This is a genomic window from Loigolactobacillus iwatensis (genome assembly GCF_003950295.1).
GTDB classification, from domain to species: domain Bacteria; phylum Bacillota; class Bacilli; order Lactobacillales; family Lactobacillaceae; genus Loigolactobacillus; species Loigolactobacillus iwatensis.
Genome location: NZ_RHNP01000026.1, coordinates 1 through 19,151, shown reverse-complemented (window position 1 = coordinate 19,151; position 19,151 = coordinate 1). Strand labels below are relative to the sequence as shown.

Annotated in this window: 19 protein-coding genes; 10 read left to right on the top strand and 9 right to left on the bottom strand. The window is 39.8% G+C overall.

Features of this window, described 5'->3' with window-relative positions; translation table 11 throughout:
- Positions 1-85: 85 nt before the first annotated feature.
- Both EKM98_RS07590 and EKM98_RS07585 read right to left on the bottom strand, forming a co-directional pair.
- Entirely contained in the window at positions 86-544 is a 459-nt protein-coding gene (locus tag EKM98_RS07590; protein ID WP_125981795.1) for an ASCH domain-containing protein, read from the bottom strand.
- Positions 545-777: 233 nt separating this feature from the next.
- Positions 778-1,026 carry a hypothetical protein gene (locus EKM98_RS07585; protein WP_125981793.1) on the bottom strand — a complete coding sequence of 83 codons (249 nt, stop codon included), beginning with the start codon at positions 1,024-1,026 and terminating at the stop codon, positions 778-780.
- A gap of 208 nt (positions 1,027-1,234) precedes the next feature.
- Here EKM98_RS07585 and EKM98_RS07580 point away from each other — a divergent pair, with 208 nt between their 5' ends.
- The 3 genes from EKM98_RS07580 (at position 1,235) to EKM98_RS07570 (ending at position 4,001) form a co-directional block, all read left to right on the top strand.
- Entirely contained in the window at positions 1,235-2,206 is a 972-nt protein-coding gene (locus EKM98_RS07580) for a biotin--[acetyl-CoA-carboxylase] ligase (RefSeq protein ID WP_125981792.1), read from the top strand.
- Between the two features lie 13 nt (positions 2,207-2,219).
- Positions 2,220-2,762: a biotin transporter BioY gene (locus EKM98_RS07575; protein ID WP_125981790.1), complete on the top strand. Its 543-nt coding sequence runs from the start codon at positions 2,220-2,222 to the stop codon at positions 2,760-2,762.
- 99 nt (positions 2,763-2,861) lie between these two features.
- Complete coding sequence (locus tag EKM98_RS07570; protein WP_125981788.1) at positions 2,862-4,001, top strand: baeRF6 domain-containing protein; 1,140 nt, start codon at positions 2,862-2,864, stop codon at positions 3,999-4,001.
- 87 nt (positions 4,002-4,088) lie between these two features.
- Here the strand turns inward: EKM98_RS07570 and EKM98_RS07565 are convergent, their stop codons facing one another.
- A complete protein-coding gene (locus tag EKM98_RS07565) occupies positions 4,089-4,778 on the bottom strand; it encodes a YjjG family noncanonical pyrimidine nucleotidase (RefSeq protein ID WP_225418549.1) in 690 nt (229 codons plus the stop codon).
- A gap of 226 nt (positions 4,779-5,004) precedes the next feature.
- Between EKM98_RS07565 and EKM98_RS07560 the strand changes: the two genes are divergently transcribed.
- Positions 5,005-7,560, top strand: coding sequence for a transglycosylase domain-containing protein (locus EKM98_RS07560; protein ID WP_225418548.1), 2,556 nt, complete (start codon positions 5,005-5,007; stop codon positions 7,558-7,560).
- A gap of 84 nt (positions 7,561-7,644) precedes the next feature.
- Here the strand turns inward: EKM98_RS07560 and EKM98_RS12070 are convergent, their stop codons facing one another.
- Positions 7,645-7,818 (bottom strand): hypothetical protein, encoded by a 174-nt coding sequence (locus tag EKM98_RS12070; protein WP_164512672.1) that lies wholly within the window; start codon positions 7,816-7,818, stop codon positions 7,645-7,647.
- A 154-nt stretch (positions 7,819-7,972) separates the two neighbouring features.
- On the bottom strand, positions 7,973-8,974 hold the full coding sequence (ccpA, locus tag EKM98_RS07555) for a catabolite control protein A (RefSeq protein ID WP_125981782.1): 1,002 nt from the start codon (positions 8,972-8,974) through the stop codon (positions 7,973-7,975).
- 213 nt (positions 8,975-9,187) lie between these two features.
- On the opposite strand from ccpA, the gene EKM98_RS07550 reads away from it, so the two are divergent.
- Positions 9,188-10,285: a M24 family metallopeptidase gene (locus EKM98_RS07550; RefSeq protein ID WP_125981780.1), complete on the top strand. Its 1,098-nt coding sequence runs from the start codon at positions 9,188-9,190 to the stop codon at positions 10,283-10,285.
- 255 nt (positions 10,286-10,540) lie between these two features.
- On the opposite strand, the gene EKM98_RS07545 is transcribed toward EKM98_RS07550, so the two are convergent.
- Both EKM98_RS07545 and EKM98_RS07540 read right to left on the bottom strand, forming a co-directional pair.
- A complete protein-coding gene (locus tag EKM98_RS07545) occupies positions 10,541-10,993 on the bottom strand; it encodes a YtxH domain-containing protein (protein ID WP_125981778.1) in 453 nt (150 codons plus the stop codon).
- Entirely contained in the window at positions 10,993-11,451 is a 459-nt protein-coding gene (locus tag EKM98_RS07540) for a DUF948 domain-containing protein (protein WP_125981776.1), read from the bottom strand. The genes EKM98_RS07545 and EKM98_RS07540 overlap by 1 nt, the downstream gene beginning before the upstream one ends.
- A 132-nt stretch (positions 11,452-11,583) precedes the next feature.
- Here EKM98_RS07540 and EKM98_RS07535 point away from each other — a divergent pair, with 132 nt between their 5' ends.
- The 4 genes from EKM98_RS07535 (at position 11,584) to EKM98_RS07520 (ending at position 14,980) form a co-directional block, all read left to right on the top strand.
- Complete coding sequence (locus EKM98_RS07535) at positions 11,584-12,486, top strand: mechanosensitive ion channel family protein (protein ID WP_225418547.1); 903 nt, start codon at positions 11,584-11,586, stop codon at positions 12,484-12,486.
- Between the two features lie 86 nt (positions 12,487-12,572).
- Positions 12,573-13,472, top strand: coding sequence for a DUF368 domain-containing protein (locus EKM98_RS07530; protein WP_125981774.1), 900 nt, complete (start codon positions 12,573-12,575; stop codon positions 13,470-13,472).
- 63 nt (positions 13,473-13,535) lie between these two features.
- A complete protein-coding gene (locus EKM98_RS07525; protein ID WP_125981772.1) occupies positions 13,536-14,384 on the top strand; it encodes an aldo/keto reductase in 849 nt (282 codons plus the stop codon).
- A 209-nt stretch (positions 14,385-14,593) separates the two neighbouring features.
- On the top strand, positions 14,594-14,980 hold the full coding sequence (locus EKM98_RS07520; RefSeq protein ID WP_125981770.1) for a hypothetical protein: 387 nt from the start codon (positions 14,594-14,596) through the stop codon (positions 14,978-14,980).
- Between the two features lie 124 nt (positions 14,981-15,104).
- Here the strand turns inward: EKM98_RS07520 and EKM98_RS07515 are convergent, their stop codons facing one another.
- Both EKM98_RS07515 and EKM98_RS07510 read right to left on the bottom strand, forming a co-directional pair.
- Entirely contained in the window at positions 15,105-16,382 is a 1,278-nt protein-coding gene (locus tag EKM98_RS07515; protein WP_125981768.1) for an O-acetylhomoserine aminocarboxypropyltransferase/cysteine synthase family protein, read from the bottom strand.
- A 64-nt stretch (positions 16,383-16,446) separates the two neighbouring features.
- On the bottom strand, positions 16,447-17,295 hold the full coding sequence (locus tag EKM98_RS07510; RefSeq protein WP_225418546.1) for a homoserine O-succinyltransferase: 849 nt from the start codon (positions 17,293-17,295) through the stop codon (positions 16,447-16,449).
- Positions 17,296-17,740: 445 nt separating this feature from the next.
- Between EKM98_RS07510 and EKM98_RS07505 the strand changes: the two genes are divergently transcribed.
- A complete protein-coding gene (locus EKM98_RS07505) occupies positions 17,741-18,832 on the top strand; it encodes an LCP family protein (protein WP_125981766.1) in 1,092 nt (363 codons plus the stop codon).
- Positions 18,833-19,151 lie beyond the last annotated feature (319 nt).

Here is a 19,151-nt window from a genome sequence, read left to right as displayed (position 1 = left end):
TTATGTAATCCATCGAAAAAATCAAAAAATAATTTATAAATAGCCGGTGAAAAATGCAAGTGCCTGAATAACTTTTCAAATACACCTAATCATGAAAAAGTAACGCAAATCGTTCCAGTAAAACTAATGATTGATCCGTAAACGTTTTTTGAACGGCGGCCAACTCATCGGTAAATACTTTGCGGTGAATATTTCGCCAGTAAGCAATTGTTTGATCGCCTTCACCTTCAGCGTAGGCCTGATCAACACCAACATCCCCAAATGGAAGTACTTGAATAGCCGTTGTTCGAATAATGGCAACTGCTTGTTGATGACCATCTAAAATAACACTATAGCGCCCCACAGTTGGCACTGGCTCATTAGTTAGCCGATACAGTGCATAATTCGAAGTCGTCGCAGTTTTTTGATGGGCGATCACTAACCGTGCCAACTGATCAGCAGATTCAGCTGTACTGCCGAAAGACCAGACATCATAGGTAGCCGTGATCTCCGGATGTTCTTCCACAAAGGCTGCCCACATTTTTTGCGCCGATTCATTATTCATCCTTTACCTCCACAATCTTTAAACTAATTTAATTATAAAAAAAAGCTTAGCAATTTACAATCGGCTAAGTTAATTAGGTAATTCATTAAAGAATGTTATTACTCGACAATGGGTTTTGATAAACGGATTCCAAACGAGAAAAAATGCCGCAACTAAGCTATTACTTGTCTGCGGCACTCTTGTTAATCAATAGCGATTATACCTTCTTCTGCTCTTTTAACCATACGCAAAGTTTAAAGGAAAATCCGAAGATTACGCTTATTGATTACAATGGTCTCTTTTGTGGTTTGCTTCCGGTGACGACTTAATAAGTGCTTCACCAGTTGCTCCAGTTTGCCGTTCTCTTTTGCCAAAGTCTCGTACACATCAGCGTCAATCTTTAGTGTCAACTGTTCTTTAGCATTTGGCACGTCAACGGTCACACTGTGCCCATCACCTTTTTGGTCGTCAACACGATGTTCCAAAAAATGCTCCCAGGTCACAACATTACCTCCCTTTTAATAACTTAAGCTTAACATGCTTTCTAATCAAAAAATTACTTTTGACCCATTCGTAATCTAAATTTAATACGCCCACGAAAACAAAATGATATTTCTCTATCATTTTAGCTAGCATTTTATAATTAATTAAGTTATCATCCTGTTAACCACTAATTTAATATGGTTAACAAGAATTGAAGGACTGATAAAAATGTCAACTAAAGAACGTCTGCTTCAAGAACTTATAACGGCCAGTGATCAATTTATTTCCGGTGAAATTTTAGCTCAACGGCTTAACCTTTCACGAACTGCTATTTGGAAGGCCATTCAGCAACTTAAAAAGGACGGCTACTTAATTGAAAGCAAGGCCCAATTTGGTTACCGCTACGTGGAAAATGACCTACTTAGTAAAACTGCTATTCAGCATTTTTTACCAAATGAACTGCAAACACTGCCGTTAAGTGTTTATCCCACTCTTGCTTCCACTAATCAAAAAGCAAAAGAGCTTGCGGCCCAGCGCAATGACGTGCCCCAAGTTTTAATTGCCAATCAACAGACACGTGGCTATGGGCGTTATGGCCGGCCATTTATTTCTCCAAAGAACTCTGGAATTTACCTTAGTTTACTTCTCAAACCGACAACTCAGTTAACCGACGTTGGTTTACTAACAACCGCCACTGCCGTTGCCGTTTTTCGAGCAATCAAACTGACAACCGGCATTAAAACTAAAATCAAATGGGTGAATGACCTTTACTTAAATGATAAAAAGATCTGTGGTATTTTGTCAGAAGCGGTCACCGACTTTGAAACACAGCACATTACTGACGTTATTATCGGAATCGGCTTAGATTTTGCGGCACCAGATACACCACTGGATGGTAACTTACAAAACAAAGTCGGCGCCTTATTTACAACAAAGCCCACAACAACGCGTAATCAGTTAATTGCCGAAATCCTAACGCAATTTTTCACGATTTATCCTAATTATCCTGCGGGCCATTTTCTAACTGATTATCGTGAAAATTCGTTTTTAACTGGTAAACAAGTAACGCTCAAACAAGGCAATGAACAGCTTAGCGGACTAGTCACCGGCATTAACAATCACGGTGAGCTCCTGTTACAAACAACTACTGGCCAACGGACAATTAGTTCAGGAGAAGTCACTAAAGTTTATTATCAATAAAAGGAGAACCACAATGACACACACACAATTAAAAGGATTTATTTTAGCAGCCGAATTTGCCATCATTATCGCCATTTTTTCGCAATTGATCGTACCACTTGGATTAGTGCCTTTAACTGGTCAGACGTTTGCCATTGGACTCTGTGCCACTGTACTTAAACGAAAATACAGTTGCTGGGCAATTACAATCTATCTTCTACTTGGCCTGATTGGATTGCCCGTTTTTGCCGGAATGGCATCTGGGATTGGCGCGTTATTTGGACCAACTGGTGGCTTTCTATTTGGTTTTCTATTAACGGGCTGGATTACCGGCAGTTACTTGCAACATTTCGGCTATCACTATTTTCACGCTATAACCGCTAACTTACTAGGTGCGTTCGCAACGTTAATCATGGGAACTATTTGGTTAGCATTTAGCGGTCATCTTTCCGCCACCGCCGCTTTTAATGCCGGCTTTATACCCTTTATTATTCCGGCAATCATTAAGGCCGCTGCAGCTGGGTGGCTTGGTGCATTACTTTACAAACGAATTCGCTACTTCCAGATTTCCGATTAGAAAACTCGTTAGCATATTTATCGCTTTTATCCCGATAACTTGTTAACCTTAAGGTAGCCTGAATTGGCAATACTTTCATCATCAAAGGAGGACTACCTTATGGTTACAACACATTACATTGATTTGAAAACGTTACTTAACGATCTGCAGCACGGCCCGTTTGTCTCAATTTATCTGAACACACTGCCACTGCGAAACGAAGCAGAAAAATCACAAATCACTTATAAAAATTTATTAAAGGAAGCCAAGGAACAGTTTACCACCCTATTTCCCGAAACAAATTGGTCATCTTTTGAAGCACAATTGACACCACTCTTAAGTGACGCAACATTTTGGCGTGATCAGTTGTCGATCAGTCTGGGAATTATCGTTAATCAAAATGAAATGATGGTTACCCGTTTAAACTCAGCAGTCACTCAACGTGTCAGTGTTAGCCGGTTTCCAGATCTGATGCCCATTATCAATAATAATCAGCGTCAATTTGACTATACGTTGCTCTGTTTAAACCAAGATAGTTTTCGCCTCTTTAAATACGAAGGTCAGCGGTTTAGCGAAATTACATTCCCTGAAGACGCACCAACGACACTTAAAAAGGCCTTAGGTGAAGAAATTAAGGGTGGTGACCTCAATTTTCGAACAAACGGCGATGGTGCTGGTAGTGTCAGCTATCACGGCCATAACGCTAAAGATGAAGAAACTGAGATTGACCACCACAATTATTATCAGGCGATTGATGATTATCTCATCGACCACACTGATTCAAAACGTTTAATTCTGTTCGGTTTAAGCGAAAATCAAGCGTTATTCCGTCAATTAAGTAAAAATAGTGCCTTGGCACAGCATTTAAAAATTACGGCCTCCCCTGCTAATCTCAGTAAAGAACAAATTCAAAAACAAACTGAACCATTACACCAACAGTGGGCTGCTGCAATTGTCGCCATTACATTAGATCGTTACCAAAACGCAATTCCCCAGCGAAAAATTCTTACAACTTCGCAAGATTTAGTTTTGGCAGCCAAAGCCGGACAAATTGATACTCTACTGTTGGCACAAGATGGCTTTGCGGCCGGAATTATGACGGCCGATGGACTAGATCAAAGCACTCCCATCGGCCAACGCCATAATCTACTCTTTGATCTGAGTGATTATACGTTAAACTTTGGCGGTAAAGTTGTGATTATCCCTAGCGAACAAATGCCAGAAGGACAGACTGCCTGTGCAATTAGTCGCTATCGTTAAGCAAAACAGTCTAATCATTACTTTTTAAAATTAAATTAAAACACGAAATAAGTGGTAAACCAGTGAAATTTACCGCTTATTTCGTGTTTATTTTTGTTGTCCCAATAATTTGATTAAATCGGGTAATTGTCTGATTTGAAATGTTGGTGTGGTACTTGTTTGATTGGTAACTAAATTAGGATTAAACCAACAAGTATCAATCCCAAATCGATTGCCACCAGCAATGTCCGACGTCAACGAATCGCCAATTATTAGCGTCCTTTCCTTTTCAAAGTATGGTAACTCTTGTGCAATATAATTAAAGAATTCCAACTGTGGTTTCTGAAAACCTGCTTCTTCGGAAACAAAAACACGTTCAAAATAATTATCTAGGCCTGAATCCGCTAACCGTTGTAACTGCATTTTGGCAATTCCATTCGTTGCAACTTCTAAATGAAAATCTTGTTTCAAGATTCCGCAAATTTCACTGGCATGGGGAACTAACGCGTGTCCCTTGCTTAAATAACTTCGGTACCTTTTTTCACAGGCAACACCATCAATTTTCTGGTCTAGTTGTTTAAATAAAAGTGTGAACCGCGTTTTCAACAATGTTTCCCGGGTAATTTTTCCTAATTCATACTCTTGCCATAAGCCAGTATTTAATGTAGCATAGCGTTGCTGAATTGTTTGTGTTAATGGCAACCGTAATTCTCGAAAAAGACTACTTAGCGCTTGTTTTTCGGCTGCTTTAAAATCAAGTAACGTATCATCTAGATCAAATAGTAAAGTTGTGTACATCTCCAAGCCTCCTAGGTAAACTAATATCTATTTTATATGAATGCAACATCTCGTTTATGCCACTAGTAACACTTTTTACTATCATGACATTTTTCGTATTTCACTACCAGCTCTATTTTCAGCAAAAAGTTTTCGTTTTTGTTAACTTCTTAATTTTTGCACTGCATTTAAAAAGCAATCTGTTATAATACATAGGAGTATTTTGATTTATTAAGGTGGGATGAAGTTGAAAGACGACCATAACTCAAGGTCTGACCGACGCACACGCTCGGGTAACCATACGAAGGGTATGCATGGCTTTTTTAGTCGTTTAGGGCATAGTATTATTGAATTCTTGCGTTTTCCAAAAATCACGTTCAAAGAAAATGCGACCCCACGTGAAGCTTTCTTTTACTATTTAAACATCACGATAAGTGTCTTAAAGAGTTTATTCTTACATATTGCTTCATTTTTATTGATTGTTGGCACATTAACAGTGGGAATTGGCCTAGGTTATTTTGCGTCATTACTCAATAAGGATACAATACCAAGTTATAATACAATGAAAACGGCAATTAATAGTGATTACGCACCTTCAAATTTATATTTTGCTAAAAATGTCAAATTAGGTGAATTACAAACAAATATCACTAGCACGCCAGTTTCAATTAATCAAATTTCACCGAATTTAACTAAGGCGATTACATCAACGGAAGATCAATACTTCTATCAGCATCATGGTGTCGTTCCTAAATCAGTTGTGCGTGCCCTTTTTTCTAGTTTAACCGGAATTGGCACGCAAACTGGTGGATCAACTTTGACCCAACAATTAGTTAAAATGCAATTGTTAAACTCTGAAACGACGTTTAAACGTAAGGCTAGCGAAATTTTACTTGCTCTACGTGTCGACAAATACTTTTCAAAATCAGAAATTCTCCAGGCCTACTTAAATGCCGCCACCTTTGGTCGAAATAATAAGGGCCAGAATGTTGCCGGTGTTCAAGAAGCAGCGGAGGGGCTGTTTGGAAAGCCAGCCAGTGACCTAAACTTACCACAAGTAGCCTTTATTGCCGGACTACCACAAAGTCCTTCAGTCTATACACCTTATAAGAATAACGGCTCTTTGAAAAAGAATCTTTCACTTGGTTTAGACCGTAAGAACGTTGTTTTGTTCAGAATGTACCGGGACAATAAAATCACTAAACAACAGTGGCAAACCGCTGAAAAGTACGATCTCAAAAAAGATTTTCTTAGTAAGCAACCAAATCCGGAGCCGACCCAGAAATACGGTTACGTTTATAACTTGGTTACTAAAGACGCACGAAATATTTTAATGAAGCAACTTTACAAAAAAGATGGATTGACCGCAACTGAGGTCAATCAGGATAACAACCTTTATCAACAGTATTACCAACAGGCTTCCCAATTGTTGACTGAACGTGGTTATCATGTTTACACCACAATCAATAAGTCCGTTTACGATAGTATGCAAAACGTGGTCCAAGAACAAGGCAACACATTTGGTCCAACACATGAGGATACGTCAACTGACCCGCAGACCGGCAAAACGATTCACGTTAAAGAACCGGCGCAAAATGGTAGCGTGTTGCTTAATAACCACACTGGTGCCATCCTTGGCTTTGTTGGCGGACGTGATTTTTCCGTCACACAAATTAATCACGCCTTTGACACTAAGCGTTCCCCTGGCTCATCAATTAAACCACTATTAGTTTATGGTCCTGCCATTCAGCGCAAGCTCATTGGATCGGAAACTAAGATCGCTGATTTTAAGGTTAATTATAATGGCTATAAGCCAACCGATTACGGTCAAACAATTCAGAATCGTTTTGTTAGTTCTCGTGATGCCCTTAAATATTCTTATAATATTCCCGCTGTCAACCTCTATAACCAAGTGCGCAAACACGGCTCAGTGAAGCCGTACATGGAAAAGATGGGGATTAAGTTAACCAATAAGGACTACAAAGAACTTGGCTTAGCACTTGGTGGTACCCAATACGGAGTTAGTGTTGCCGATGAGGCCAGCGCTTACACCACGCTTTCAAATGGTGGCAAACACACTGATGCTTACGTTGTTTCAAAAATTACTGATAATAACGGAAAAACTGTTTATCAACATAAACCAAAAACCACGCAGGTCTTCTCGCCTGCAACGGCCTATGTAATGTCAAACATGATGCGTTCCGTTGTTACTCAGGGAACTGCCAGTCAAATTCCTGGTGCAGCAACGTTTAATACCAGCAATCTTGTAGGTAAAACTGGTACTTCAAATGATAACCGGGATAGTTGGTTCGTTGGTAGCACACCAAAGGTCACGTTAGCAACTTGGACTGGTTACGATAATTTCTACGGAAACTCGTATAACTTGACGGATACTTCCGGTGAGGTTAGTAATGCCTACTGGACCAACTTAGCTAATGCGATCAATACCACGGATAGTAGCATTCTTGGAACTACCCAACGACGCACTCGCCCTTCTGGAGTGACAGAAGTTTCTGTCACTAAGTCAACTGGCCGACTACCTGGACGAATAAGCTATCAAGGCTCACGCCAGGCTATTAGTGGAAGCAAAACTAAATCACTTTACGCCGGCTGGTCACCTGATCCAGTTAAATATCGTTTTGCAATTGGGGGTTCCAAAAAAGCCTATAACGCTTTCTGGAAAAACTACTTTAATGGTGGTGACCCTGATGCTGCCTTGTTTGGTGGCGAAGTTATTCCAAGTAGTAGTTCAACTTCAATTAATAAACGCCAGAACATTGGTATTGGAACAACAAGTAGATAATCTATTATAAAAAAGCAAGCAGTTTACTAATCAATTTCTGGTTAGTAAACTACCTGCTTTTTTACGTTGCCTTTTTAATTTAGCCTATTTTTTAGTTTGGTAGCGCGCACCCAGATTAATCACTGCGTTTAGTAGCATACCAATTGCCATCAACAACATGGCCAACATGTTAGCCTGAAAAATAACCGCCACTAAAACAACTGCGTAAAAAATAACAAAAAAGATCGAACATCCTGCCGATCGTGCAAAATTCCGCATGAGATCGCCTCCATTTATTCTTACACTTTTAGTATACACCAAAGATTATTTTGCCAAAATGGTAGAAGAAGTATCGAGGAATAAAAATGTGGCGTCGAAACAAAAATTGATTTTTGTTTCGACGCCACATTCTTTATCAAAAAACGATTAACTACTATTTAGTAGTACCACGTTCCACAATTCCGTAAGGTAAAAGAATTGTTTGATTTTCAATTTCTTCTTTGTTCATTAACTTAGTCAACAAACGCATTGCAACCGCACCAATATCATATAAAGGTTGTGTGATTGAACTCATCTTTGGTCGTGACATCTCAGTTAGCTTGGAATCATTACTTGTGATGATCTCAAAATCATCTGGGAATTTGGCGTTATCATCACCAGCACCATTGAGTAATCCAATTGCTAGTTCATCGTCACCAACTACTGCGGCCGTCGCATCAGTAGCCTTAATTTCTGGCCAAATTGCTTCACCGGCCTTATAACTATATTCAGTTTCAAATACTAGCTTTTCATCAAATGGTAAGCCAACCTTTGCTAAGGCCTTTTTATACCCATTTAACCGGTATAATCCATTAATTGGTTGGTCCATATTACCGGTAACAAAAGCAACCTTCTTATTGCCGTGGCGGATTAAAGTACTAACTGCTTCTTCAACGGCAGCAATATAATCAATATTGACACTAGCAATTTCTTCATCCGAATCAACTGAGCCGGCCAAAACGATTGGCGTTTTTGAACGGGCAAATTCCGAACGCATATTAGTCGAAATCTGATTACCCATGAAAATAATGCCATCCACTTGTTTAGCTAACAACGTATTTAACACTTGTAATTCTTTTTGACCGTTTTCATCAGAGTTAGCCAAAATAATATTGTACTTATACATCGTTGCAACGTCATCAATTCCCCGTGCTAATGATGAAAAATAAATATTGGTTACATCCGGAATAATAACCCCGACTGTCGTTGTTTTTTTGCTAGCCAAACCACGAGCAACAGCATTAGGCCGGTAATCTAAACGATCAATCACCTCTAAAACCTTTTTGCGCGTTGCCGGTTTAACGTTTGGGTTACCGTTAACAACCCGCGAAACGGTTGCCATCGAGACACTTGCCTCACGGGCAACATCGTAAATTGTAATTGTCTGTTTTTCCATTTATAAGTCCCTCTCTCCGCTTTCATTTGTTTTCATAAATTCACCTTTACCAATTTAACAAAGTTTGAAAACAAATGCAAGCGTTTTAAAGCCTTTTTTCATAAAACTTACATGATTGTTTTCATAATTTATTTAAACCAAGCATTAATGGGTATCTGCTAACGCGGGGTGTTGAATATGCTATACTGACTTTAGTTAAGAAAGGATGATTTTATGGACCACTTACAGAGTTTAAGTCATTGGCTACAAGAAAATAATTTAGATGTAGCCTTCATCAGCAACCCAACAAGCGTTGCCTATTTCTCCGGATTTTATGCTGAACCAGAAGAACGTGTGCAAGCACTCTTAGTCTTTCCAGATCAAGATCCCTTCTATTTTGGACCTCAGTTAGAAGTTGAAGCAGTCAAGGGTGCTGGCTGGAAATATGGTGATTATGGTTACTTAGATCACGAAGACCCTTTTGCCATCATTGCAGAACAGATCAAAAACCGCCAGCCAAACTCCCTGCGTTGGGCAATTGAAAAAGATGATCTACCTGTTGGCCGTTACGAAACAATCCTGAAATATTTTCCGGAAGCAACCTTCCCTGGCGATGCTAGTCGCTTTATTGAAAAGGCCAAATTGATTAAAACGCCCGCCGAAATTGCCCTAATGGACGAGGCTGGTAAGCAGGCCGATTATGCTTTCAGTGTTGGCTTTAAGGCTGTTCAGGCCGGCCGAACCGAACAACAGATTGTCGCCGAAATTGAATACGCGTTAATGCAACAAGGCGTGATGAAAATGAGCTTTGGCACAATTGTTCAAGCTGGAACTAACGCCTCTGATCCTCACGGCGAACCTAAAGAAACAAAACTTGCACCAAATGAACTTGTTTTATTCGATTTAGGCACCGTTAACAAGGGTTATATGAGCGATGCTACGAGAACCATTGCTTTCGGTAAACCTAGTGACAAGGCACTTGATATTCATAAGGTCTGTTTGGAGGCACAACTAACAGCTCAGGCAGCCGTCAAACCAGGTCTTACAGCAGCAGAATTAGATCAAATTGCCCGGGATGTGATTACCAAGGCCGGGTACGGTGACTACTTTATTCACCGCTTAGGTCATGGAATTGGTACTTCCACGCATGAATTTCCTTCAATTATGGCGGGTAATAATATGGAATTACAACCTGGCATGTGTTTCTCAATTGAACCCGGGATTTATATTCCTGGTGTTGCTGGTGTTCGAATTGAAGATTGTGTCCACGTTACTGAAACAGGGGCAAAACCGTTTACCCACACACCAAAGGAATTACAGTACATTAACTAATAACCAATCCAAAAAAGGCACTTTAGCTTAAGGGAGTGTTTGGAAAGACCTTCAGTTCAAAGTATTACTGACCAAAACTGCTAATAAAGTTTAGTAGCCTTCTTGCGCAAACTTTTAAGAGGATACAGCAACAAATTTTAGCTTACTTACCAAATAGAGCCATAAAAAAGAGAAGCGGCTAGGACAAAAAGTCCTAGCCGCTTCTCTTTATTTCCTCAATATTCAAACGAAGGTCCCACCAACTAATAGTTAAAACTAATCTTCGTCGGCATCACTTGACGAGGCAGTTGAATCATCAGTTGCCTCTTTTAATTTGTCATCAGCCTCATCAGCAGCGCTACTTGCTGCCGATGTGATATTATCCTTGGCTTCACCAAAGGCACTGTGGCCATCAATGTTGATATCTGCATAGTCCGCATCATCAGCAACATTGTCTTTCAAATCAGCCGCTGAATCTTGTAAATTAGATTTAACGTCACTGGCTGCATCCTTCAATGTATCCGTTGTTTCACCAGCAGCGTCCGTAAAGTCATTGGCCGCATCGTCAACAAAATCAGCGTAATCAGCGGTCTTATCGCGTAACTGATTGACCTTTCGTGCTAAATTATCCTTTAATTCGTCACTTGATTCTGGTGCTAACAGACGTGTTGCTGCAAATGCAGTGGCACCTCCAAGTAGAAAACCAAACAAAAATTTTCCTTTAGCCATTATAAATCGCTCCCTTGCGTATTATCAGTTGTTGTTTTTTTGCGGCGATGATTTTGGTAGAAACGTAACGCTCCTACCCCCACTCGACCCAGCGTTGAAGCTTTGGCCGTTGAATTACCAATGTTAGTTAACCGTTCCACCAAATGATGACTGGCTTCATTAACGTCCGAAACACTTTCGCCAAGATCACCGGCGGCCTGAAAGACGGGGTCCAAGTTCGCCACCTTACCATTTACATCTTCAAGTAAGACATTTGCTTTGGTCAACAAACCTTCAACTTCCTTTGAAAGTGCATCAACGTCACTTGTTACTGTTGTTACTGTGCGGTTTGCTTCGGCCACAGTTGTCTGAACTTCCCGCATAATTTTTGTTACCCGAATTAAAACGAGCACAATAAAGAAAACAAGAATCAGAAATGCAATTGCAGCAATTAAAGCAGCAGCTTCACCACCAGTCATATCATAGCCTCCTTTTACTTAATAATTTTAGGATAGCATCATTTAACGCTTTCTTCAATCAAAGAGTAGCGATTTGCTATTTTAAAGTCGCCTTTGTTACACTTATTTATATTATAAAAAAAGGGTGACATTATGCTAGCGACAATGCAATTAACCGAGGCTGCGCTTAATAAAAGCGTTAATCATCAAGCAAATTTATTAACTCGTTTCGTTGAAAGTATCCAATGGATTGATATTCTTAACAAAATTTTAGGTACAGTTTTAGAAATCATTCTATTTTCATTATTATTCTGGTTAATTAATAAAATAGCGCGCTTATTAATTGACCGCAGCTTCAACACTTATAAGGTCAACCGCAACATTAGTGAGGGCCGTTCCCAAACAATTTTTATTTTAGTTAATAATACCGTTAAATACGTAATCTTTTTTTTCTACCTTTATGCGGTTTTAAGCGTTCTTGGTGTACCAGTTGGAACGTTGATTGCCAGTGCCGGCATCTTAAGTGTGGCACTTGGTCTAGGCGCACAAAATTTAGTGAAGGACATTCTTTCCGGCTTCTTTATTTTATTGGAACAACAATTAGACGTAGGTGATCACGTTATCATCGGTAGTATTGAAGGTATCGTTACTGCACTTGGCCTGCGAGTTACTCAAGTTAAAAGCTTCGATGGTACTTTGAATTACATCCCAAATAGCAACATCAATATTGTTAGTAACCTTTCCCGTAACAATATGCGCATTCAACTTGACGTCCGACTTTTTCCAAAAACAGATCCAAAAAAGGTAACGACTATTTTGAATGAGGTTAACCAAGAGCTAACACCAAAGTACCCTGACATTGAAAGTGGTCCCGATATTTTTGGGATTGTGGACCTTGGCAACGGTAACCTGGCTTTACGCGTGGTACTTTACACTAAGAATGGTGCTCAGGGTCGCATTCAAAGCGATTACTTAGCTGCCTATATGCGGGCCTTGGCCGAGGCCGGAATCGAAGTACCCACCACACCCTTAACGTTCAATCAAACTACCAAATAAGGTGACAATCCCCCTAAAAATTTCGTATACTTAGAGAAACGCTTGCAATTAAGCATAATCAGATCAAAAAATTGAGGGGGTCAGCTATGTTAAATGCAGTTAAAGGATTTTTTATTGGGTTAGCGCTCGTTATTCCAGGTCTGTCTGGTAGTATTTTTGCCGTTGTTGTTGGACTTTACGAACCAATTATGGCAAAGATCAATCAATTAAGACGCCAACCACTTGCCAGTCTTCGCTTTCTAACTCCGATTGCCGTTGGTGCCCTAATTGGCATCATAGCGGCAACAAAGGGTGTTCTCTGGTTAACAGTCCAGTTTCCACTACCTAGTTACGCCCTATTTATTGGATTAATGCTAGGCCTAATTCCGTTTATGTGGCGTAAGGTTAAGCCGTTAAAATTTCATTGGTATCAATTACTTTGGCCATTGATTGGCTTTGGCTTTATTTACGGGTTAACGCAGTTGTCCACAAATAGTCAAGCCGAAAATCACATTGCCTTATCCAGTCTAAATTCGCCAATGGCCTTTGGGACAATGTTATTTGCCGGTTTCTTCGTTGTTGCTTTAATGATGATCCCCGGTATTTCCGGTGCCATTATGTTAATGGTTATCGGCCAATACGGTACAATTTACAACGCAATGGGCCAAGTCATTGACTTCTTTATTGCCCTTTTCAAGGCTGATTTCCAAACTGCAGCGTCCGTACTTAGTACAATTTTACTTTTGGTGCCATTTACAATTGGTGCCGTTCTAGGACTATTTATTATGGCCCGATTAATGACCTACTTACTAAAGAAATTTGAAGCACAGATTTACGCCATCGTTTGGGGCGTTGTTTTGGCCGCCATTCTTATTTTGGTTCAGCGCGGAATTACCCCAACTTGGCAATTTACAATTGGAAATTGTTTGCTGGTATTAGTTGCATTAATCGCGGGTGGTTTATTAACCTTTTTCTTCGATAAACCACAAGAAAAAAAGGCAAGTTAAGTTTGCTTTAGGTCAAAAATGTTCTAGACTTAAAGTGAATCTAAATTTGAAGGAGCTAATACTATGACAAAATCAATTATGGATCGTTATTCGTTTCCTGACGGTTACAAAATGCCAATCGAAGGATTTGGTGTCTATAAATTAGATGATCAAAAAATAATGAACACGGCAATCAACCAAGCAATTGATTCTGGCTATCGTTTGTTTGATACTGCACAGGCCTACGCTAACGAGACGATGTTAGGTAAAGCTCTGAAACAAACAAACGTCCCACGAAGTGAACTGTTTATTACCACTAAAATTGCTGAAAAGAATCAGGGCTATGACAACACGTTGGCCTCCTTTGATGATTCCTTGCAACGCTTGGGCACTGACTATGTTGACTTACTCCTAGTTCACTGGCCAATTCACTCTAGTTTTTTTGCAACTTGGCGGGCGTTTGAACATCTAAAACAAGAAGGAACGGTTCGTGAGATTGGCGTCTCTAATTTTCACCAAACTCACTTAGATTACTTGGCAACCCAGGCCAACGAAATGCCAGTTGTTAATCAAATTGAAAATCACCCTTACTTGTCACAAGAGGCCTTAGTCAATTACGGAAAGGCAAATCACATTATTACTCAAGCATGGAGTCCCTTAGGCCGCGGAACCGTTTTAAAGGACCCCCTCATTGGACAATTGGCCACTAAATACGCTAAGACGCCCGCACAAATTATTTTACGCTGGCATTTACAACGTGGCCTATCCTTTATTCCAAAGTCACAGAATCCGGCGCGTATTGCACAAAATGCCGCGATTTATGATTTCACGCTAAGTGATGTTGACATGACAAGCCTCAATCAATTGAATAAAAATCAGCGAACTGGTGATGATCCTGAACTAGTCTATGAGTTAGAGCACCAATACCATTAGCCTTACAGCTTTTATAGTTGGACTATTTACGTTATTCCACTTCTCACTACTAAAATTTCGTCAGTTAAATACTTTGCCAAATAGTTTGCAGATAACACCTAAATGGCATACATTAGATACAGATGAAAAAACTGTTAATTTAACTTAATGTTACTTAAAATCACATTTAAGAAATTAGCAGTTATTTTTGTGATGATTAAAGGAGAAGCATGATGACAGACAGCGAAGATTACCACTTTACCACTCGAACCACTAAACATGATGAACAATATTTAATTGATTTTCTAAACATTCCTAAGTTAAGCGCCCAGGGAGAACTCTATGAAGAGGCCGAATACTACGCTTACCGTGTTTTGGCCGATTATCTAATCCCACTAAAAACACATCCCGAGAAGATTGCTGCATTAACGGCACAAGAACCAACTAACAAGGGTGTTAATGAACATTCTTTTTTATCCGTAATAACGGTTCCGCTAAATTTAGATCCACATAAAATGCAGTCTCAGTTCGTCATTCCACGGGATTCGGCTGAAAATGCTCACGCCGAAATTAATAAAATTACACGCTTGATTAACGAGGATTCGGCATTAAAGTAGATTGAATCTAGAAATCAAATTGGTTAACTTAATTGTTATAACCAATTTGACTTCTATTTTTTTGCAAAAATATCGATCGAATAAGTAACCCTTCAAGGCCGCCTACCCGATCGATATCTTTCCTTTAAACTTGTGCCAACGCCTGGTCAAGATCAGCAATTAGATCATCGACGTTTTCAATCCCAATCGAAAGTCGAATCAGATCCGGCGTAATCCCGGCTTGCTTTAATTCTGCTTCATTTAACTGCGCGTGAGTTGTTGAGGCAGGATGAATTACTAATGAATGAGCGTCCCCAACATTGGCTAAAAGTGAGAACAGATTAAGCTTTTCAATAAAGTTTTTGCCCGCCTTCTCACCACCAGTTAAGCCAATCGTAAAGATTGAACCAACGCCATTTTTGAAATATTTATCGGCCAGCGCCTTGTATGGACTATCAGGTAATTCAGGGTAGTTGATCCAAGCAACTTTAGGGTGATTTTTTAAAAATTCAACAATCTTTCGACTATTACTAACGTGGCGCTCAACGCGCAAAGATAGTGATTCTAAACCTTGAATTAATAAAAATGAGTTAAACGGACTAATTGCGGCACCAGTATCACGTAAGGGTTGCGCACGTGCCTTAGTTGTAAATGCCGCTGGTGCAACATCCGTCCAAACTAAACCGTTATAAGCAGGATCAGGTGTGGTAAATCCCGGGTAGCGACCACTAGCAGCATAATCAAACTGGCCGTTTTCCACAATAACACCACCCATTGAAGTGCCATGACCACCAATAAATTTAGTTGCCGAATGTACAACAACATCAGCACCGTGATCTAATGGTCGAACTAAGTATGGCGTCCCAAAAGTGTTGTCAACAATTAAAATTAAACCGTGTTTATGGGCAATTGCACCAATTGCTTCAAAATCAACTAAATTAATTCCCGGATTACCAATACTTTCAACGTACAACGCCTTGGTGTGTTCATTAATGGCCGCCTCAAAGTTAGCCGGTTCATCAGGATTAACAAAATGAGTCGTAATTCCAAGACGTTTTAACGTAACGCTGAAAAGATCATAAGTCCCACCATAAATTGTACTTGCCGAAACAATTTCGTCACCCGTTTCGGCCACATTTAAAATTGCTGCCGTGATTGCTGCCGATCCAGTAGCCAGCGCAACACCGGCAGTTCCGTTTTCTAATGCCGCTACTCGTTTTTCCAACACATCTGTTGTTGGGTTCGTTAACCGCGTATAAATGTTCCCTGCGTCCGTGAGTGCAAAACGGCCTGCAGCTTGCTTTGCGTCCTTAAAAACATAAGAGGTTGTTTGATAGATAGGAACGGCCCGGGCACCAGTTTCATCAACTGTTTGACCAGCAGTAACTTGTAATGTTTCAAATCTTAATTTTTTATCGCTCATTATTGTTCTCTCCTTTAAATTAGTGTGCAGTTTATTTATTAATCAACTTAATTTGGAAATGAGTTTACTTAAATGACTTAAACCAATTCTTTATCAATTGTTGACTTGCTGGTTGCCAACGATTGATGATTTTCTGCGTTGGATCGTTGGCATAAAAGTAATTTTCCGGTAAAGTGATCGGAATCCCCGCCTTTAAATCACGGCGGTATTCATTGGCCAACGTTTGGGTACTATATTCTGGGTGCCCGGTTATAAAAGTTTGCCGGCCATCCCTGCTCTGAACAACTACGGGACCAACATCGGAATCATCTACTAATAAACGTAAATCCGGGTGCGCCAGAATATCGGCGGACTTTAATGTTGTGTTACGTGAATGTGGTAAATAAAAAGTCTCTGGTAATCCTTCAACTAATGGCGCCTGCTGCCGAACTTCATGCCCAAAAATACCAAATATTTTAGGTCGAACTGGATATTTCTTAATACCGTAATCATGAAACAATCCTGCTTGTGCCGCCCAACAAATAAATAAAGTTTGGGAAACATGTGTCTTTGACCAATCGACCAATTCACCAAATTCACGCCAATAATCCACCAACGAAAAATCCAGTGTCTCTACTGGTGCCCCGGTAATAATTAACCCATCGTAATAACCTGCTTTAATTTGCGAGAAGGTGGCGTAACTTTCCTGTAAGTAAGGTAATGTGTCGGCCGACTTAAAGTGGTGCGTTTCCGGGTAAAGGAAAGTTAAAGCCAGATTATGATTCTGATCATTTAATAAATCGACAAATTGTCCCTCGGTTTCCAATTTATTTGGCATTAAATTCAACACCAGAATTGTTAACGTTTTCGCTTTAAAATCATTAGTCGTATTTAATACCAACTGCTTACTTAAATCTTGCTCTACGGACATCATATGCTCGCCTCCATAAAATAAAAAAGCCTTCATCCCGTTACTTTAACGTAACAGGGACGAAAGCTTTCGCGTTACCACCCATATTTGCCTTGATTTCACAATCATGACCTTATCAGGTACATCTTATTAACTATACCTTTGCAAGTTATCGTTTGCAGACGGATAATTAGCACTGCTTACAGCACCAACTAACAAGCTCCAAGACCATCTTCACCAAATTTATTTTTACCCACTTTCACCAATCAGGGCTCGCTAACAAAAATAATTCAGTTACTCTTCTCTTCAACACTTTGAATTATTTAACTTGTTTCTAACAATAACACCATCATTTTCTAATGTCAAACACATTTTTGATTTCATAATAATCCCTTAAACCTTTGGCGCTAATTGCTATCATTAAAAAATCGGCTATAATAGAAACAGATTGCAGCAATAGGAGGAAGACATGGAAGAGACTGATACACCATCGCGAATGGCACAGCGGCCGCCTAAGAAAGGCCACCCATTCACTAAGATTCTATTACTCATTATTTCAATTATTCTGATTCTCAGTGGTATCTTTATCGTTAAATTTTATCATGATACTGGTAAGACAATTAAGGGTATGTACGCTAAGGATGGTATTCCAACGACAACCACTATTCAACAACACAAGCCCGTTAGTATTTTATTATTAGGAGCTGATACTGGCGCTGCGGGACGAACTTACCGTGGTAACTCGGATACGATTATTCTCGCAACAATTAATCCTGATACTAAAAAAATGACCTTGAACTCTATTCCCCGTGATACGCTAGCAGAATTAAGTGGTTCACAGAATAACGCTATGGAAAAGATTAACGCTGCCTACGACCTAGGTGGCTCTAAAATGGCCGTTAATAGTGTCCAACACCTATTAAACGTTCCCGTTAGTTATTACATGACCATCAATATGGGCGCCCTTCAAACGCTGGTTGATGACGTCGGTGGTATTGACGTTAATATTCCATTTTCCTTCACTAGTGTTTGGACTGGCGGCCAAAAGTTCAAAAAAGGAATGCACCACTTAAACGGTGAGCAGGCACTTGCTTATACTAGAATGCGCCATGAGGATCCGCGTGGTGATTATGGGCGGCAAATTCGGCAACAACAAGTCATTCGAGCAATTTTGAAAAAAGCCGCTACGCCAAAGATGCTGTTTGATTACGACAAGGTTTTAAAGGATTTAGAAAAGAATGTCCGCACCAATTTAACCTTTGCGCAAATCAAAACGCTTGCCCTCCACTACCGCGGGGCTACCGCCGATATAAAATCTGACCAACTTCAAGGCCAAGATGCCTGGATTACCGGCTCTTCCTACCAAGTTGCTTCAACTAAGGAATTAAATCGTTTATCGAAAAAAATCCGTAAAGAACTTGGCCTTTCAGCAACAACTTTATCCAACGCGGAAACTTATCAAAATAGTATGAACCCAACTTTTGACGGCGTTAGTAACCAGTACTTTTACATCTATGGTAACTATAATCACACCGCCGAAACACAAACCACCGAAAAGTAAAAAAATGAAAGTAGTACAAAAGTCAGTTTAGGGTCCATGTACTAGAGTAAATGATCAAAAATAGTAAGCGGAGGCTGGGACAAAAATCCCAGCCTCCGCTTATTTTCGAACGCCATTCTAGAACGTAAATCCAGACTTTTATTCCACTCCCTGGTTTTATTGAATCAATGCTGACGTTATTTATTTGCCAAAATGTTTAATTTAAATCCTTAAGCCACTAAAAAAGATCACCCTTAAAATTGGGCTCTATACTTTTTCCTGTTGATAGTTTACAAATGGTAAACTATTAACAGGATTTTTGTGCAGAAAAAGAGCTCAC

What these genes read in the sequence shown, in the direction of transcription:
- EKM98_RS07590 (WP_125981795.1), bottom strand. Translation starts at nt 544, where the DNA reads ATGAATAATGAATCGGCGCAAAAAATGTGGGCAGCCTTTGTGGAAGAA.
- EKM98_RS07540 (WP_125981776.1), bottom strand. Translation starts at nt 11,451, where the DNA reads ATGACTGGTGGTGAAGCTGCTGCTTTAATTGCTGCAATTGCATTTCTG.
- EKM98_RS07535 (WP_225418547.1), top strand. Translation starts at nt 11,584, where the DNA reads ATGCTAGCGACAATGCAATTAACCGAGGCTGCGCTTAATAAAAGCGTT.
- EKM98_RS07505 (WP_125981766.1), top strand. Translation starts at nt 17,741, where the DNA reads ATGGAAGAGACTGATACACCATCGCGAATGGCACAGCGGCCGCCTAAG.
- EKM98_RS07545 (WP_125981778.1), bottom strand. Translation starts at nt 10,993, where the DNA reads ATGGCTAAAGGAAAATTTTTGTTTGGTTTTCTACTTGGAGGTGCCACT.
- EKM98_RS07525 (WP_125981772.1), top strand. Translation starts at nt 13,536, where the DNA reads ATGACAAAATCAATTATGGATCGTTATTCGTTTCCTGACGGTTACAAA.
- EKM98_RS12070 (WP_164512672.1), bottom strand. Translation starts at nt 7,818, where the DNA reads ATGCGGAATTTTGCACGATCGGCAGGATGTTCGATCTTTTTTGTTATT.
- EKM98_RS07575 (WP_125981790.1), top strand. Translation starts at nt 2,220, where the DNA reads ATGACACACACACAATTAAAAGGATTTATTTTAGCAGCCGAATTTGCC.
- EKM98_RS07565 (WP_225418549.1), bottom strand. Translation starts at nt 4,778, where the DNA reads ATGTACACAACTTTACTATTTGATCTAGATGATACGTTACTTGATTTT.
- EKM98_RS07580 (WP_125981792.1), top strand. Translation starts at nt 1,235, where the DNA reads ATGTCAACTAAAGAACGTCTGCTTCAAGAACTTATAACGGCCAGTGAT.
- ccpA (WP_125981782.1), bottom strand. Translation starts at nt 8,974, where the DNA reads ATGGAAAAACAGACAATTACAATTTACGATGTTGCCCGTGAGGCAAGT.
- EKM98_RS07530 (WP_125981774.1), top strand. Translation starts at nt 12,573, where the DNA reads ATGTTAAATGCAGTTAAAGGATTTTTTATTGGGTTAGCGCTCGTTATT.
- EKM98_RS07515 (WP_125981768.1), bottom strand. Translation starts at nt 16,382, where the DNA reads ATGAGCGATAAAAAATTAAGATTTGAAACATTACAAGTTACTGCTGGT.
- EKM98_RS07510 (WP_225418546.1), bottom strand. Translation starts at nt 17,295, where the DNA reads ATGATGTCCGTAGAGCAAGATTTAAGTAAGCAGTTGGTATTAAATACG.
- EKM98_RS07550 (WP_125981780.1), top strand. Translation starts at nt 9,188, where the DNA reads ATGGACCACTTACAGAGTTTAAGTCATTGGCTACAAGAAAATAATTTA.
- EKM98_RS07570 (WP_125981788.1), top strand. Translation starts at nt 2,862, where the DNA reads ATGGTTACAACACATTACATTGATTTGAAAACGTTACTTAACGATCTG.
- EKM98_RS07520 (WP_125981770.1), top strand. Translation starts at nt 14,594, where the DNA reads ATGATGACAGACAGCGAAGATTACCACTTTACCACTCGAACCACTAAA.